A 15,118-nucleotide genomic window follows, 5' to 3' on the forward strand; every position below is an offset into this window, starting at 1 on the left:
GCGTACAGGTGTACGGACGCATGACGTATGTCGGACGGTTGCACGAGCGTCACGCAGACGCCGGTCGCCCAGGTCTCAGCGGGATGCGCCGACCGGCTCCTCCGGCTCCGCGGCCCCGATGAACGTCCGCCACAGCTCGGCGTACCGCCCGCCGCGCGCGAGCAGCTCCTCGTGCGTGCCGTCCTCGGCGACCCGGCCGTGGTCCATGACGACGACCCGGTCGGCGCGGGCGGCGGTGGTGAGGCGGTGGGCCACGACCAGGGTGGTGCGGCGGCCCGCCAGGCGGTCGGTGGCCTGGTTGACCTGGGCCTCCGTGGCCAGGTCCAGCGCGGCGGTCGCCTCGTCGAGGAGCAGGACGTCCGGGTCTACCAGCTCGGCGCGGGCCAGGGCGATCAGCTGGCGCTGTCCGGCGGAGAGGTTGCGGCCGCGCTCGGCGACCTCGTGGAGGTAGCCGCCCTCCAGGGTGGCGATCATCTCGTGCGCGCCGACCGCCCGGGCCGCCGCCTCGACCTCGGCGTCGGTGGCGTCGGGGCGGCCGTAGGCGATGGCGTCGCGGACGGTGCCCTGGAAGAGGTACGCCTCCTGCGGGACGACTCCGAGACGATGCCGGTAGGAGGTGATGTCGAGGGCGCGCAGATCGGTGCCGTCGACGGTGACCCGGCCGCCGGTGGGGTCGTAGAAGCGGGCCACGAGCTTGACGAGGGTCGACTTGCCGGCCCCGGTCTCGCCGACGAACGCGACGGTCTGCCCGGCGGGGATGCGCAGGTCGACCCCGCCGAGGGCCTCCTCGCCATCGCCGTACGCGAAGTGCACGTCCTCGAAGGCGATCTCGCCGCGCAGGGAGAGCACTTCGCGGGGTTCGTCGGCGGACTTCGTCGACGTCGGCTCCTGGAGCAGTTCCTGGATGCGGCCCAGCGAGACGGACGCCTGCTGGTAGCCGTCGAAGACCTGGGACAGCTGCTGCACGGGCGCGAAGAACAGGTCGATGTAGAGCAGGTACGCCACCAGCGAGCCGATCGCCAGCGTCCCGGCGTCGACCCGCGCTCCGCCCACGATGAGCACGGCCGCCGCCGCCACCGACGACAGGAACTGCACGAAGGGGAAGTACACGGAGATCAGCCACTGGCCCCGGATGCGCGCCTGGCGGTAGCTGTCGCTGTGCCCGGCGAACCGCCGCCCGCCGTCCCGCTCGCGCCGGAAGGCCTGCACGATCCGCAGCCCGGACACCGACTCCTGGAGGTCGGCGTTGACCACCGACACCCGTTCGCGGGCCAGTTCGTAGGCCTTCACGCTCGCCCGGCGGAAGAAGTACGTGGCGATGATCAGCGGCGGCAGGGTCGCGAAGACGACGAGTGCGAGCTCCACGTCGATGACCAGCAGGGCGATCATGATGCCGAAGAAGGTGACGACCGAGACGAAGGCAGTGACCAGGCCCGTCTGCAGAAACGTCGACAACGCGTCGACGTCGGTCGTCATCCGGGTCATGATCCGGCCGGTCAGCTCCCGCTCGTAGTAGTCGAGCCCGAGGCGCTGGAGCTGGGAGAAGATCTTCAGCCGGAGCGAGTACAGCACCCTCTCGCCGGTACGTCCCGTCATCCGGATCTCGCCGACCTGGGCCGCCCACTGCACGGCCACCGTCAGCAGCGCGAGCAGCGACGCCGCCCACACGGCGCCGATCGCGACCTGGGTGACGCCCGAGTCGATGCCGTGCCGGATCATGATCGGCAGCAGCAGACCCATGCCCGCGTCGACGGCGACCAGACCGAGGCTGACCAGCAGCGGCAGCCCGAAGCCGCGCAGCAGCCGGCGCAGGCCGTAGGACTCCTCCGGCTGGACGGCCTGCTTCTCGTCGACGTCGGGGGCGTCGGTGGCCGGGGGCAGCGCCTCCACCTGGGCGAGGAGCTCGGGGGTGGCGGGGCTCTCGGCGAGGGCGAGGTCCTTGCGCTCGCGGTCGCCGCTCCACAGCCGTGGGGTCACCCCGCGCTCGGCGTCGAACTCGGCGTCCAGCTCGTCCCGGACGGAGGTGTCCTCCTGGGGGCAGGCCGGCTGGGTGTGGCCCGGGGAGACCGCGCCGAGCTCGTCGGGGTCGGTGAGCAGGCGCCGGTAGAGGGCGGAGCGCCGCTGGAGCTCGTCGTGGGTGCCGATGTCGGCGAGGCGGCCGCCGTCCAGGACGGCGATGCGGTCGGCGAGGTTCAGGGTGGAGCGGCGGTGGGCGATCAATAGGGTGGTGCGCGCGTCAGCGCTCGTTGAGGGGTGGTGGTCGGGCGACGGGCGGGCGGTGCGGCCCCGCATGACCTCCTTCAGGGCCTCGTGGATCTCGTGCTCGACGCGGGCGTCCACGGCGGAGGTGGCGTCGTCCAGGACCAGCAGGCGCGGGTCGCTGAGGATGGCGCGGGCGAGGGCGACGCGCTGGCGCTGGCCGCCGGAGAGGGTGAGGCCGTGCTCGCCGACGGTGGTGTCGTAGCCGTCGGGCAGTTCGGCGATGAACCGGTCGGCCTGGGCGGCGCGGGCGGCCTGCTCGATCTCCTCCTGGGTGGCGTCCGGGCGGCCGTAGGCGATGTTGCCCCGGACCGTGTCGGAGAAGAGGAAGGAGTCCTCCGGGACCAGCCCGATCGCGGCCCGCAGCGACTGAAGGGTCAGTTCGCGCACGTCGTGGCCGCCGACGAGGACGGCACCGCGAGTGACGTCGTAGAAGCGCGGCAGCAGCAGGGAGACCGTGGACTTGCCGGAGCCGGAGGAGCCGACGACGGCGAGGGTCTCGCCGGGCCGGATCTCGAAGGAGAGCCCGTCGAGGACCGGGCGGTCGGCGTCGTAGCCGAAGGAGACGTCGTCGAACTCGACGGTCGCGGGGGCGTCGGCGGGCAGTTCCTTGCGGCCGTCCTCGAGGGACGGCTCGGTGTCGATCAGCTCCAGGACGCGCTCGGTGCCCGCGCGGGCCTGCTGGCCGACGGTGAGCACCATGGCGAGCATGCGGACCGGGCCGACGAGCTGGGCGAGGTAGGTCGAGAAGGCGACGAACGTCCCGAGCGTGATGTGCCCGCCCACCGCGAGCCAGCCGCCGAGCGCCAGCATCGCGACCTGGCCGAGGGCGGGGACGGCCTGGAGGGCCGGTGTGTAGACGGAGTTCAGGCGGATGGTGCGCAGCCGCCCGGCGAAGAGCCTGCGGCTGACGTCCCTGAGCTTCCCGGTCTCCTGGTCCTCCTGCCCGAAGCCCTTCACCACGCGGACTCCGCTGACGGCACCGTCGACCACGCCGGCGACGGCGGCGGCCTGGGCCTGGGCGTACCAGGTGGAGGGGTGCAGCCGGGTGCGGCTGCGCTTGGCGATCCACCACAGGGCGGGGGCGACGGCCAGGGCGACGAGGGTGAGCGGCAGGGACAGCCACGCCATGATCACCAGGGAGATCAGGAACAGCAGGAAGTTCCCGATGGTCATCGGGAGCATGAACAGCAGGCCCTGGATCAGCTGGAGGTCGCTGGTGGCCCGGCCGACGACCTGGCCGGTGGACAGCTCGTCCTGGCGGCGGCCGTCGAGCCGGGTGATCGTCCCGTACATCTCCGTCCGCAGGTCGTGCTGGACGTCGAGGGCGAGGCGGCCGCCGTAGTAGCGGCGGATGTAGGTGAGGACGTAGACGACCAGTGCGGCGGCGATGAGGAGGCCGGCCCAGGTGGTCATCGAGCGGGTGTGGTCGCTGATGACGTCGTCGATGATCACCTTGGTGATCAGCGGGACGAGGGCCATGACCGCCATGCCGCCCAGCGAGGAGCCGAGGGCGAGTACGACGTCCTTCGGGTGGCGCCACGCATAGGCCCACAGTCGTCGCGCCCATCCCCGTTGCGGTGTCACGCGGGTGCCCTCCGATCGTCCTGGTCTGCCGGAAGGCACCAACGCCGTGGGAGGCCGTTTTCATCCCGCGGCGTGACGAGCGTTACCCCGGCCCCACCCTGGACGGTGATTGATACTCGCCGGTATCTTGGCATGAGCAAGCGCTTAGACAGCTGAGGTCCCTGGAGGTGGCGGCGTGCGCCGTACGGTGTTCAACGAGGATCACGAGGCGTTCCGGGAGACCCTGCGCGCCTTCATCGAGGCCGAGGTCGTACCGGTGTACGACGAGTGGTTCGCGGCGGGCCAGGCGCCCCGCGACTTCTACTACAAGCTCGGTGAGCTGGGCATCTTCGGGATCAACGTCCCGGAGGAGTTCGGCGGCGCCGGCCTGGAGAGCCACAAGTTCGAGGCCGTGCTCTACGAGGAGACCGCTCGCGCGGGCGTCCAGTTCGGCGGCTCCGGCGTGCACGTGCTGCTCGCCCTGCCCTACATCAAGATGCTCGCCACCGACGAGCAGAAGAAGCGCTACCTGCCGAAGTTCGTCACCGGCGAGGAGATGTGGGCCATCGCGATGACGGAGCCGGGCACCGGTTCCGACCTCGCGGGCATGAAGTCCACCGCCAAGCTGAGTGAGGACGGCACCCACTACGTCCTCAACGGCGCCAAGACCTTCATCACCGGCGGTGTGCACGCCGACCGCGTGATCGTCTGCGCCCGGACCGCCGCCCCGACCGCCGAGGACCGCCGCCACGGCATCTCCCTGTTCGCCGTGGACACCAAGTCCGAGGGCTACTCGGTCGGCCGCAAGCTCGACAAGCTCGGCCTGAAGACCTCCGACACCGCCGAGCTGGCGTTCGTCGACGTCAAGGTGCCCGTCGAGGACCTCCTCGGCGAGGAGAACAAGGGCTTCTACTACCTCGGCCACAACCTGGCCTCCGAGCGCTGGGGCATCGCCTTCGGCGCCTACGCCCAGGCCAAGGCCGCCGTCCGGTTCGCCAAGCAGTACGTGCAGGAGCGCACGGTCTTCGGCAAGCCGGTCGCCCACTTCCAGAACACCAAGTTCGAGCTGGCCGCCTGCCAGGCCGAGGTGGACGCCGCCGAGGCCGTCGCCGACCGCGCGACCGAGGCCCTGGACGCCGGTGAGCTCACCCCCGCCGAGGCCGCCTCCGCGAAGCTGTTCTGCACCGAGGTCGCCCACCGCGTCATCGACCGCTGCCTCCAGCTGCACGGCGGCTACGGCTACATGAACGAGTACCCGATCGCCCGCCTGTACGCGGACAACCGCGTCAACCGCATCTACGGCGGCACCAGCGAGATCATGAAGTCGATCATCGCGAAGGACATGGGCCTGTAAGCCGACCGCAATCAGTGGCCGGTACAAAAGTCGCATGAGTCAGGCACTACAGGACCTCCTCGATCTGCTCGACCTGGAGCAGATCGAGGAGGACATCTTCCGCGGCCGGTCCCGGTCCGCCGTCGTCCCGCGCGTCTTCGGCGGGCAGGTCGCGGCCCAGGCGCTCGTCGCCGCCGGGCGCACGGTCCCCGAGGACCGGCCCGCGCACTCGCTGCACGCGTACTTCCTGCGCCCCGGCGATCCCGGCGCGCCCATCGTCTACACCGTGGACCGGATCCGCGACGGCCGTTCCTTCACCACCCGCCGGGTGGTCGCCGTCCAGCACGGCAAGCCGATCTTCCACCTCTCGGCGTCCTTCCAGGTCTACGAGGACGGGCTGGACCATCAGGAGCGCATGCCGGACGCGCCCGATCCCGCCACGCTGCCCACCGGTGAGGAGCGGCTGCGCGGATACGGCCATCTCGACCCGGCGGTCGTGGAGAAGTTCCTCGAGGCCCGGGCCGCCGTCGATCTGCGCTACGTCGACGAGCCGCCGTACGGGAAGTTCGGCGAGCCGCGCGAGCCGCACTCGCAGGTGTGGTTCCGGACCAACGGCAAGCTGGCCGACGATCCCCTGCTGCACGTCGTCCTCGCCACCTACGTCTCCGACATGACGCTCCTCGACTCCGTGCTGCTCGCGCACGGGCGGGGCGGCTGGGCCGTCGGGGACGTCGTCGGGGCCTCCCTGGACCACGCGATGTGGTTCCACCGGCCGTTCCGCGCCGACGAGTGGCTGCTCTACGACCAGGAGTCCCCGTCCGCGTACGGCGGCCGGGGACTGGGGCAGGCCCGGATATACACACAGGACGGGCGGCTGGCCATCACGGTGATCCAGGAGGGCGTGGTCCGCGTCCCGCGCGACGAGCTCACTGGCTGAGGCCGGCCTCCGCCAGGAGGTACGCCGTCATCGGGTCGTAGTGGCGGGGGCTGACCACGTGGTCGTCGAGGGGCACCGTCACCTGCACGGTGCCCTCGGCCTCGGCGAGGAAGAGGGCCGGGTCGTTGGAGTCGGCGTAGCCGACGGAGTCCACGCCGTGCTGTCCCGCGTAGCCCGCCCAGCCGTGGTCGGCGACGACCAGGTCGGGCAGCGGGCGGCCCTCGCGCTCCAGGGCGGTCAGGATGGCCTTCATCGGCTCGCCCGAGTGGGTGTGCCACAGGGTGGCGCCGTGCTCCAGGACCGCCACGTCCGCGAACTGCATGACGTAACCCTCCTCCGTCGTCAGCCCGTCCGGGATGACGACGATCTCGCAGCCGGCCGCGCGCAGGGCGGACGCGGTCGCGCGGTGCACGTCGAGCAGGCCGCCGGGGTGGCCGGTGGCGAACAGGACCCGCTGCTGCCCGTCCGCCGCCTTGCGCAGCCGGCCGGCGAGCCGGTCCAGGGCCGCGATGGTCAGCTCGGGATCGATGGTGTCCTGGCCGTACCGGTGCTCGGGGTCGTCGTTCACTCCGACCCGTTCCGCCATCACCGCGAGGACGTCCTGCTCGTCGCTCCAGCGGTCGCCGAGTTCCAGGCCGAGCCAGTAGTGGCGGTTGCCGTTCGCCAGCTGGCGGTAGTGGGAGAGGTTGTTCTCGCGGGGGGTGGCGACGTCGCCCGCGATGCGCGTCCTGACGAGGTGGTCGACGAGTTCGGCGCGGCTGGGTGTCCCGGGTATCGGCATGGCTCCCATTGTGAGGCAGCCGACTGTGGGCGGTCCTGGCGTATCGCACGCTGGGATGTGCGTCACGTACTCAGCGCGACCCTGGTCAGCTACTCAGATGTGCCGCAGCGCGAACCAGAGTTCCATGCGTACGTCCGGGTCGTCGAGGTCGGTCTCCAGCAGGGCCGCGCACCGGGCGATGCGCTGCCGCACGGTGTTGCGGTGCACGGACAGGGCGACGGCCGTGCGGTCCCAACTGCCGTGCGGGGACAGCCAGGTGCGCAGGGTCTCGGAAAGCGCGGGGTGAGCCGTGACGGGCGCGAGCAGGGTGCGGGCGTGGGCCGCCGCCTCACCGGGCGGGACCAGGTCGGCGAAGGCGGGGCGCGGGCCGTGCCGGAGCAGCGGGGCGCGGGTGGCGCGGGCCAGGGCGCGGGCCGCATGTAAACCTGAGGCTACCTGACGATCTTCACGAACAGGCCCGTGACGCCGCTGCAGCAGACGATCACGCATTAGCCCCGGTCCTCAAAGCCAGGTGGATGCCCAAATCCGGAACGTCGGTGCCCGGTGTGATGGACGTTTCCTCCATACTTTCGCGCTGCGGTGTACGAAATGTACATGTCGCAGTCGTTGGCAGGTGCCTAGTGTCGACTGGACTGGTCGCCCCAGATTCAGGCGGATGCGCTGGGACCGAATGTCGTCGCTCGGGGGCTACGGCGCCGCCTCCTTGATGGCGAGGCCGACCGGCATGGCCGTCCTCGCCGCCTGGCGCGAACGCGTCGCCGGGCAGGCATCCGAACCCATATCCGAGCCGGCCCCGGCTCCCCGGTAAAGTCGTACGACAAGCAGTACATACGCGATGAAGCGTAGGAAAGAAGGCATTCCTCCATGAGCAGCAACGAGACTCCCCGCGGGCCCGTCGACTCCTCCCGCGTCCCGCGGTACGCCGGTCCCGCGACCTTCGCCCGGCTGCCCCGGCTCGACGAGGTCGGCGGACGGGCCGACGTCGCCGTGGTGGGCGTGCCGTTCGACTCGGGTGTCTCGTACCGGCCGGGCGCCCGCTTCGGCGGCAACGCGATCCGTGAGGCGTCCCGGCTGCTGCGGCCCTACAACCCGGCACAGGACGCCTCCCCGTTCGCCCTCGCCCAGGTCGCGGACGGTGGCGACATCGCCGTGAACCCGTTCAACATCAACGAGGCCGTCGAGACCGTCGAGGCCGCCGCGGACGACCTGCTCGGCTCGGGCGCCCGCCTGATGACCCTCGGCGGCGACCACACCATCGCGCTGCCGCTGCTGCGGTCGGTGGCGAAGAAGCACGGCCCGGTGGCCCTGCTGCACTTCGACGCCCACCTCGACACCTGGGACACGTACTTCGGCGCCGAGTACACGCACGGCACCCCGTTCCGCCGCGCGGTCGAGGAGGGCATCCTCGACACCTCCGCCCTGTCCCACGTCGGCACCCGCGGCCCGCTCTACGGCAAGCAGGACCTGACCGACGACGAGAAGATGGGCTTCGGCATCGTCACCTCGGCCGACGTCTACCGGCGCGGCGCCGACGAGGTCGCCGACCAGCTGCGCCAGCGCATCGGCGACCGGCCGCTGTACATCTCCATCGACATCGACTGCCTGGATCCGGCCCACGCCCCCGGCACGGGCACGCCCGAGGCCGGCGGCATGACCTCGCGCGAGCTGCTGGAGATCCTGCGCGGGCTGACGTCCTGCAACCTGGTCTCCGCGGACGTCGTCGAGGTGGCCCCCGCGTACGATCACGCGGAGATCACGTCGGTGGCCGCGTCCCACACGGCGTACGAACTGACCACGATCATGTCGCGCCAGATCGCCGCGGCCCGGAAGGACTCGGAAGCGAAGTGACCCACGACCACGACCTGGTGCTCCGCCCGACGCCCGCCCAGACGGAGGCCGCCCTGAATCCTCCCCCCGGCCGCACCGGCGGAGACCTGGTCGTGGAGACGCTGGCCGGGCTGGGCGCGACGACCGTGTTCGGACTGCCCGGCCAGCACGCGCTCGGCATGTTCGACGCACTGCGCCGCTCCGACCTCAGGTACGTCGGCCTGCGGGTGGAGAACAACGCCGGGTTCGCGGCGGACGCCTACGGCCGGATCACGGGTGAGGCGGCGCCCCTGCTGCTGTCGACGGGGCCGGGAGCACTGACCTCGCTGGCGGCGCTCCAGGAGGCGGCCGCGGCCAGCGCCCCCGTCCTGGCGATCAGCAGCCAGGTCCCGACGGCGGGGCTCGGCGGCGGCCGCCACGGCTATCTGCACGAACTGCCCGACCAGGCGGCCTCGTTCCGGGGCGTGGTGAAGTCGGTCCACACCGTGCGCACCCAGTCGCAGATACCGTCCGCCATCGAGGCGGCCTGGAAGTCGGCGCTGAGCGCCCCGCACGGGCCGGTGTGGGTGGAGATCCCGCAGGACGTGCTGCTCGCGCGGACGGCGATCCCGGTGGTGACCGGCGGCGACGCCTTCCCCGAGGAGCTGCCGCCGCGCCCCGAACTGACCGCCGTGGCCGCCGACCTGCTGTCGAAAGCGGCCCGTCCGGCGATCATCGCCGGCGGCGGAGTGGTCCGGGCGGACGCGTCGAAGAAGCTGCGTCAGCTGGCCGAGACGCTTCAGGCACCGGTCGTCACGACGCCGGGCGGCAAGGGCGCGTTCCCCTGGACGCATCCGCTGTCGCTCCAGTCCTGGATCGAGGACCGCCACACGACGGACTTCCTGCAGGACGCGGACGTACTCCTCGTCGTCGGCTCGGGACTCGGCGAACTCTCCTCTAACTACCACACGTTCAAGCCGCGCGGCCGGGTCGTCCAGATCGAGGCCGACCTCGGCAAACTGGAGTCCAACCACCCGGCCCTGGGCATCCACGCGGACGCCCGCCTCGCGTTGCAGGCGCTGCTGGAGACGGTCTCCGAGCGGCAGGACCCGACGGCGCCGGATCGCGTCCGCGCGCTGCTCGCGAAGGTCGCCGACCGCATCGCCGCCCAGGAACTCACCCTGGAACAGGAGGTGCTGGCGTCGGTACGGAAGGCGCTCCCCGCCGACTCCCCGTCCTTCTGGGACATGACGATCCTCGCGTACTGGGCCTGGTCGGCCTTCGACGCCAAGGGCCCCAACCACATGCACTCCGCTCAGGGCGCGGGCGGCCTCGGCTACGCCTTCCCGGCGGCACTCGGCGCGGCGGTGGCCGACCCGACCCGGCCGGTCCTCGCCGTCTCCGGCGACGGTGGCGCCCTGTACTCGATCGCCGAGCTGGCGACGGCCCGCCAGTACGGCCTGAACGTCACCTGGCTGATCGTCGACGACGGCGGCTACGGCATCCTGCGCGAGTACATGACCGACGCGTTCGGCGAGGCGACCGCGACGGAACTGACCCGGCCGGACTACGTGGCCCTGGCGGAGTCCTTCGGCGTGCCCGGGGTCCGTACGACCCCGGAGAACCTGGAGCAGGACCTCGCGAAGCAACTCGCGTCGCCGGGGCCCTCGGTGGTCCTGCTCCCGGCCGTGCTGCGGATGTTCGCGCCGACGCACCTGGACTGAGTGGCGGCCGGTCCGATCAGGCCGATTCTTCGCTCCTCACATGGGCGGGACAGAGCGGGGCACCCGTGTACCCGTTCACCAGCGAAGGGGAGCTGATCATGGTAGTCGCCGCCGTCATCGTCGGGTGTGTGGTCCTGGCCGTCCTGGCCTTCCTCGTCCCCCGTCTCTCCCGCCACCCCGAACGCGGCGCGCAACGTACGCTCGGTGCCGGGGCCCGGGCCGGTGGCAAAGCGCCCGGCATTTTGGGCCGGCTCTTCAGCAAGCCCTTCCACAGCAGTTCGCGCGCGGTGAGCCGCAGCGGTTCGGCAGGTCGCCGCTCCCGCGGCCGCATGCCCTTCTGACCGACGACGCGGGCCGAGCGGGGAGCATGGTCATGAACGCCGCGCCACGGTCACGGCCTACGCCCACAGGGTCACCGTCACCACGGCAGTGACCCCGACCGTCAGGACCCGCACGGCGCACCGGTGAGCAGAACTCAGTTACTGCTGCCGTCATGCCGGTCGTTGCCGGTATCGGTATCGGCGGGGCGGAAGCATGCCGTCACCGTCTTGCCGTTCCGCTGGCACCGCATCCCCCACTCATCGGCGAGCTTCTGCACGATCGCCACTCCGCGGCCGGAGACATCCCCCGGCTCTGGTTCGCGCTGGCGCGGCAGCGTCGGGTCCTCGTCGTGGACGCTCACATGAAGGCAGTCGCCGTCCCATGTGAGGACCAGGTGCGCGTCGCTGTGCGCGTGGATGTGCGCATTGGTGATCAGCTCGGACACGGCCAGCACGATGGCGTCCACCGTGTCCGGCTCCGCAGCGGTCCAGGGCAGGGATTCGAGACGCCTGCGTGTCCACTCCCGCCCGGCGCGTACTCCCTCGGACATGGGGAACGAGTGCGCCCATCCCATCGCCTTCACCGCCACTGTCCCGACCTCCTCTCCCTCGGCCCCACGCACGTGAATGAACCGTGTACCCGGCGCCCGCCTCAACAGACACGATGCGGTGGGCCGCCCGCGACTTTCCGGCCGGCCCACCCCACACGCCAGTTACTTCTCGAGGACGGCTCGAACACTGCCTAGAGGCCGTCGCGGACCATCGCGGCGACGAGGTGGACGTGGCGGTCGGCCGCCGTGTTCGACATCTCGTTCTCGAAGTTCAGGCCGTAGGGCCAGAAGTGGCCGCCGCCGGTGGAGATCTTCGCCCCGGATCCGTCGTACTGCTTGACCAGCGCGGTCGCCTGTCCGCCGGTCCAGGTGCCGCTGCCGCCTAGGCGGGACCAGCCGGAGCTGGTGCCCACGCCGATGGTGTGGGCGATCTCGTGCAGGGCCGTCCGCTCGGTCATGTAGCTGCGGTTGCTGCCGAAGCGGATGGTCCCGTTGATGTTGCCGTCGGCGGTGGGGACGCCCGGCTCGTAGCGGACGGTGATGGTCTTGCCCAGGTCACTGAGGTTGTTGTAGCGGGCCACCGCCGCGTTCATGGCCCGGGTGATGGCGTCGTAGGCGGTGCGCTGGTCCTCGGTGGGGTTGCTCGCCCGCACGAGCGACCAGGTGATGGTGGCCGCGGCGGCGCGTTCGCGGGCCGGGGTGGGTGCGGTGTGGGGGGTGGCGGCCTGGGCGACGCCTGGGCCGGCCAGTAGTGCGGCCGTCAGGGCAGCTATGAGTGCCTTGCGTGGGCTCATTGCGGATCCTCCTGTGGGGGGTGGCCGTGACAAAGCTTGCGAAACTTCGTACAACGTTCGGGATCTCGGACATACGGACCCACTGTCGAATCAGATCGGATACGGCGAACCCTCGTCACTGAAGCGGCAGTTGACGCGCTGTCGACCGCAAGTATCCCGGTGGGAAAGGCGGCGTCAAGAGTTTCGGCAGGGGTCAGTGGAACGGCCCCCTGACCGTGGTGTCAGAGGGCCGTTCGCCGGTGGGACGGGGATCAGCTGACGTCGGACGGGTCGAGACGTTGAAGTGCTCTCCCGGCTGAAGCCGGGAGATTCCTGCCTACCTTGCGGTGGCGGGCTTGACGCGTTTGCGCGCCTGACGACTGCACCTTCCGGCAGCCGGGATCGCCACGAGGCCGATCCGGTACAGGTGCAAGATGTTCCGGGCTGCGTTGAAGTCGGCGTTGCCCGACCATCCGCAGTGCGGGTTCTTGCATACGAACGTGGCCTGGTCTTCCCGGCTGCCCGGTGTGGTGAGGCCGCAGGCTGAGCAGCGCTGGGAGGTTCCGGGAGCCGGGACCTTGACCAGGGTGCCGCCGCGCTGGGCAAGCTTGTACGTCAACATCGCGGTCGTGCGGCCCCATGCCTCCTGGCTGATGGAGCGGTTGAGACCGGCCTTGGCTTTGACGTTCTTGCCCGGCTCTTCGACGGTGCCCCGAGCGGACTTGACCATGTTCGTGATGGTGAGTGCTTCGACCACCACGACGCCGTAGGTGCGGGCGAGGTAGGTGGTGGTCTGATGCTGCCAGTCAAGGGCTCGTCGCGTGGCTTTTGCTCGGAGCTGCTTGATCTGGTCGTAGGTGTGCTGCAAGCGGCGGGAGGTCTTCTCGCCGCGTTTGCGGAGGCGTTTGCGGTGCGCTGCTTCGCGTTCCAGGCGCAGCAGCTTGGCTTTCTCCTTCGGGGTGAGCCACTTGTCCCGGTCGGCGGTGCCGTCCGGGAGACGGGGCGGCCGTCCGTGGTCCTGGTGGTCGCCGTTGGACAGGGCGAGCGGCAGGCTGACACCGGCGTCGATGCCGACCTCCGGTCCCTGGTGGGGCCCCGGGGCGGTTTCGAGGGTCGTCACGCGGAAGGCGATGTGCCAGCCGAGTGCGTCCTTCACCAGCCGGGCGCCGGTGATCCGGTTGTCGGTAGGGGAGTGTTTGCCGACGGGGAGGTTCTTGGTCCAGCGGAACCGGACCCGGCCGATCCTGGGCAGGTTGACCATGCCCCAGCGCCGGTGCACACGCTTGATGTTCAGGTCGCGTCCCTGCGGGACGTCCACCGACATGACGGACCGGAAGCGGCCCTTGAAGTTCGGCGCGTCGGCGCGGCCGTCCCAGCAGTTGCGCCACGCCTGGAAGTATGTCCTCAGCACCGCTTGCGCGGCCTGCGCGGGCAACACGGCAAGGAAATCAAGGTCCTTGCGGGCCTGCCGGATCGCGGCATCGGCGTTCGCAAGCGTGCGCTTGTCCTTCGGCATCATCTGCCACCAGGCGTGCAGCAGATTCCACATCGTACGGGCCGCGTGCGCCTGAGCATCGGTGTTCGACACCTCGGCAGGCGACAGCGCAAGCCGGGCTCGATGCCCGAACTGCCGCTTCACCAAGGGGTTTTCACTCACGACGACCACCATACTACGGTTGGTCTATGTCACCGCGATGGAACCCGAATCCCGATGTGCGCACCGGCCGTCACGTCGTCCATAACCTGCATGCCCATTTGGTTTTCGTCACGAAATACCGGCGCGGAGTCTTCACCGACGCCATGCTGGCCCGGTGCGAGGAGATCATGCGGGAGGTGTGCGAGGACTTCGAGGCCGAGCTGAAGCAGTTCAACGGCGAGCACGATCACGTGCACCTGCTGGTGCACTACCCCCCGAAGGTCCAGCTCTCCAAGCTGGTCAACAGCCTCAAGGGCGTCTCCGCCCGGCTACTGCGCAAGGAGTACGACACGCACGTCCGCCGGTACCTGTGGGGCGGGCATTTCTGGTCCGGCTCCTACTTCGCAGGCTCATGCGCAGGGGCGCCGCTCACCGTCGTGCAGCAGTACATCGAGCGGCAGCAGCGCCCCGTGAGCTGAGGTCAACAGTGCGGACCCGTACCCACGGCTGAGGTCAGAGCAGTCTTGAGATGCGCTTCACCACCGCCCTGAAGGGCGGCGCACTGCGCAAGATCAGAGGTAGAGCGTCGACTTCACGGCCGTGCCGTGCTTCTGCACCCACGCGGTGACTTCGGAGCTGAGGGAGGAGTCACCACCGGGTCCGCCGCCCATGCCTCCGCCGAGCTGGACGTAGTGCAGTTCACCCTTCTTCACCAGTTCCTTGAGCTTGGCGAGCGTCATCGCCTTGTCGCTGCCGGACCAGCCCCACATGGAGATGACGGGCTCCCCGCTGCTCACGATGAACTGGGCGGCACTCTGCGAACTGGACACGGCCAAAAGCCACTTGGTGCCGTCCTGGTGCTTCTTCAGGTACGAGACGAGCTCACTGTCGGCACCTCCGCCCAGGCCGCCGGGCCGAGCACTGGCCCCGGAGCCACTGGTCCCGCCGGGGGCCTGCCCACTCTCCCTGTTCTGCCCACCGGGGGGGCGCCTCGCCACCCGGGAAGCCGCCGCCCGGGAAGCCCCGGCCGCCACCACCCCCGCCCCCGCCCCCGGGCCCGCCGAAGCCGCTGCCCGTCGACGGTGAGGAAGTTCCCGGCGTCCAACGAGCCGAAGAACCAGGCCTTCCAGCTCTGCGTGCCGCTCAGCACGGCGGCGCTGTAGAAGCTGTTCAGGCTGGAGCCGGAGAGGTTCCAGGAGTAGAGCACCGCCGCCAGGGCGAGGATCGCGAGCAGCATGGGGAGCGACCAGCGCGGGGCTGCCCTTTCCCCAGGCGGGGGTGAGGGCGGCGCGGCGGTGCGGAGCTGGGATTCGGTGGCAGATGTCACCTCAGCATCGTGGACAGCCCTGGTTTGTGGCCGCTGTGCCGAAGCTGGTGCTTTCCTGTGAAACCACACAGCGCCCGGTAACGACTCGCACAAACCTTCGCCAAG

12 protein-coding genes and 2 pseudogenes are annotated in these 15,118 nt (G+C 70.4%); 7 read left to right on the plus strand and 7 right to left on the minus strand.

The annotated features are described in order from the left end of the window. Window positions 1–75 precede the first annotated feature (75 nt). Window positions 76–3,846, minus strand: a complete 3,771-nt coding sequence (locus tag ACIBNA_RS04405) for an ABC transporter ATP-binding protein (protein ID WP_399163764.1) — start codon at window positions 3,844–3,846, stop codon at window positions 76–78. 175 nt (window positions 3,847–4,021) lie between these two features. On the opposite strand from ACIBNA_RS04405, the gene ACIBNA_RS04410 reads away from it, so the two are divergent. Next, window positions 4,022–5,179, plus strand: a complete 1,158-nt coding sequence (locus tag ACIBNA_RS04410; RefSeq protein ID WP_274816526.1) for an acyl-CoA dehydrogenase family protein — start codon at window positions 4,022–4,024, stop codon at window positions 5,177–5,179. 34 nt (window positions 5,180–5,213) lie between these two features. Then, the gene (gene tesB, locus ACIBNA_RS04415) at window positions 5,214–6,095 is read left to right on the plus strand and encodes an acyl-CoA thioesterase II (protein ID WP_399163765.1); all 882 of its coding nucleotides are present in this window, start codon (window positions 5,214–5,216) and stop codon (window positions 6,093–6,095) included. On the opposite strand, the gene ACIBNA_RS04420 is transcribed toward tesB, so the two are convergent. Together ACIBNA_RS04420 and ACIBNA_RS04425 are read right to left on the minus strand one after the other, a co-directional pair. Continuing rightward, window positions 6,085–6,876 carry a phosphatase gene (locus ACIBNA_RS04420; RefSeq protein WP_399163766.1) on the minus strand — a complete coding sequence of 264 codons (792 nt, stop codon included), beginning with the start codon at window positions 6,874–6,876 and terminating at the stop codon, window positions 6,085–6,087. The genes tesB and ACIBNA_RS04420 overlap by 11 nt on opposite strands. A gap of 93 nt (window positions 6,877–6,969) precedes the next feature. Beyond that, window positions 6,970–7,308 (minus strand): annotated as a pseudogene (locus ACIBNA_RS04425) (helix-turn-helix domain-containing protein); the annotation flags it as partial. A 223-nt stretch (window positions 7,309–7,531) separates the two neighbouring features. Here ACIBNA_RS04425 and ACIBNA_RS04430 point away from each other — a divergent pair. The 4 genes from ACIBNA_RS04430 (at window position 7,532) to ACIBNA_RS04445 (ending at window position 10,747) form a co-directional block, all read left to right on the plus strand. Continuing rightward, a complete protein-coding gene (locus tag ACIBNA_RS04430) occupies window positions 7,532–7,684 on the plus strand; it encodes a hypothetical protein (protein ID WP_399163767.1) in 153 nt (50 codons plus the stop codon). Window positions 7,685–7,740: 56 nt separating this feature from the next. Further along, a complete protein-coding gene (gene speB / locus ACIBNA_RS04435) occupies window positions 7,741–8,724 on the plus strand; it encodes an agmatinase (RefSeq protein WP_399163768.1) in 984 nt (327 codons plus the stop codon). Continuing rightward, window positions 8,721–10,406, plus strand: a complete 1,686-nt coding sequence (locus tag ACIBNA_RS04440; protein ID WP_399163769.1) for a thiamine pyrophosphate-binding protein — start codon at window positions 8,721–8,723, stop codon at window positions 10,404–10,406. Before speB ends, ACIBNA_RS04440 begins: the two co-directional genes overlap by 4 nt. 98 nt (window positions 10,407–10,504) lie before the next feature. Further along, the gene (locus tag ACIBNA_RS04445; protein ID WP_261678737.1) at window positions 10,505–10,747 is read left to right on the plus strand and encodes a DUF6411 family protein; all 243 of its coding nucleotides are present in this window, start codon (window positions 10,505–10,507) and stop codon (window positions 10,745–10,747) included. Window positions 10,748–10,881: 134 nt separating this feature from the next. Here the strand turns inward: ACIBNA_RS04445 and ACIBNA_RS04450 are convergent, their stop codons facing one another. The 3 genes from ACIBNA_RS04450 to ACIBNA_RS04460 form a co-directional block, all read right to left on the minus strand. Next, the gene (locus ACIBNA_RS04450) at window positions 10,882–11,316 is read right to left on the minus strand and encodes an ATP-binding protein (protein ID WP_399163770.1); all 435 of its coding nucleotides are present in this window, start codon (window positions 11,314–11,316) and stop codon (window positions 10,882–10,884) included. A 152-nt stretch (window positions 11,317–11,468) separates the two neighbouring features. Then, a complete protein-coding gene (locus ACIBNA_RS04455; RefSeq protein ID WP_399163771.1) occupies window positions 11,469–12,071 on the minus strand; it encodes a hypothetical protein in 603 nt (200 codons plus the stop codon). Between the two features lie 316 nt (window positions 12,072–12,387). Next, the gene (locus tag ACIBNA_RS04460) at window positions 12,388–13,707 is read right to left on the minus strand and encodes an RNA-guided endonuclease InsQ/TnpB family protein (protein WP_399163772.1); all 1,320 of its coding nucleotides are present in this window, start codon (window positions 13,705–13,707) and stop codon (window positions 12,388–12,390) included. Window positions 13,708–13,733: 26 nt separating this feature from the next. Here ACIBNA_RS04460 and tnpA point away from each other — a divergent pair, with 26 nt between their 5' ends. Continuing rightward, window positions 13,734–14,165: an IS200/IS605 family transposase gene (tnpA, locus tag ACIBNA_RS04465; protein ID WP_392094245.1), complete on the plus strand. Its 432-nt coding sequence runs from the start codon at window positions 13,734–13,736 to the stop codon at window positions 14,163–14,165. Window positions 14,166–14,264: 99 nt separating this feature from the next. Here the strand turns inward: tnpA and ACIBNA_RS04470 are convergent. After that, a pseudogene (locus tag ACIBNA_RS04470) lies at window positions 14,265–14,805 on the minus strand (hypothetical protein); the annotation flags it as partial. Window positions 14,806–15,118: the final 313 nt, after the last annotated feature.

The organism is Streptomyces sp. NPDC050164 (assembly GCF_044459945.1).
In the GTDB taxonomy this organism is placed as follows: domain Bacteria; phylum Actinomycetota; class Actinomycetes; order Streptomycetales; family Streptomycetaceae; genus Streptomyces; species Streptomyces coeruleorubidus_A.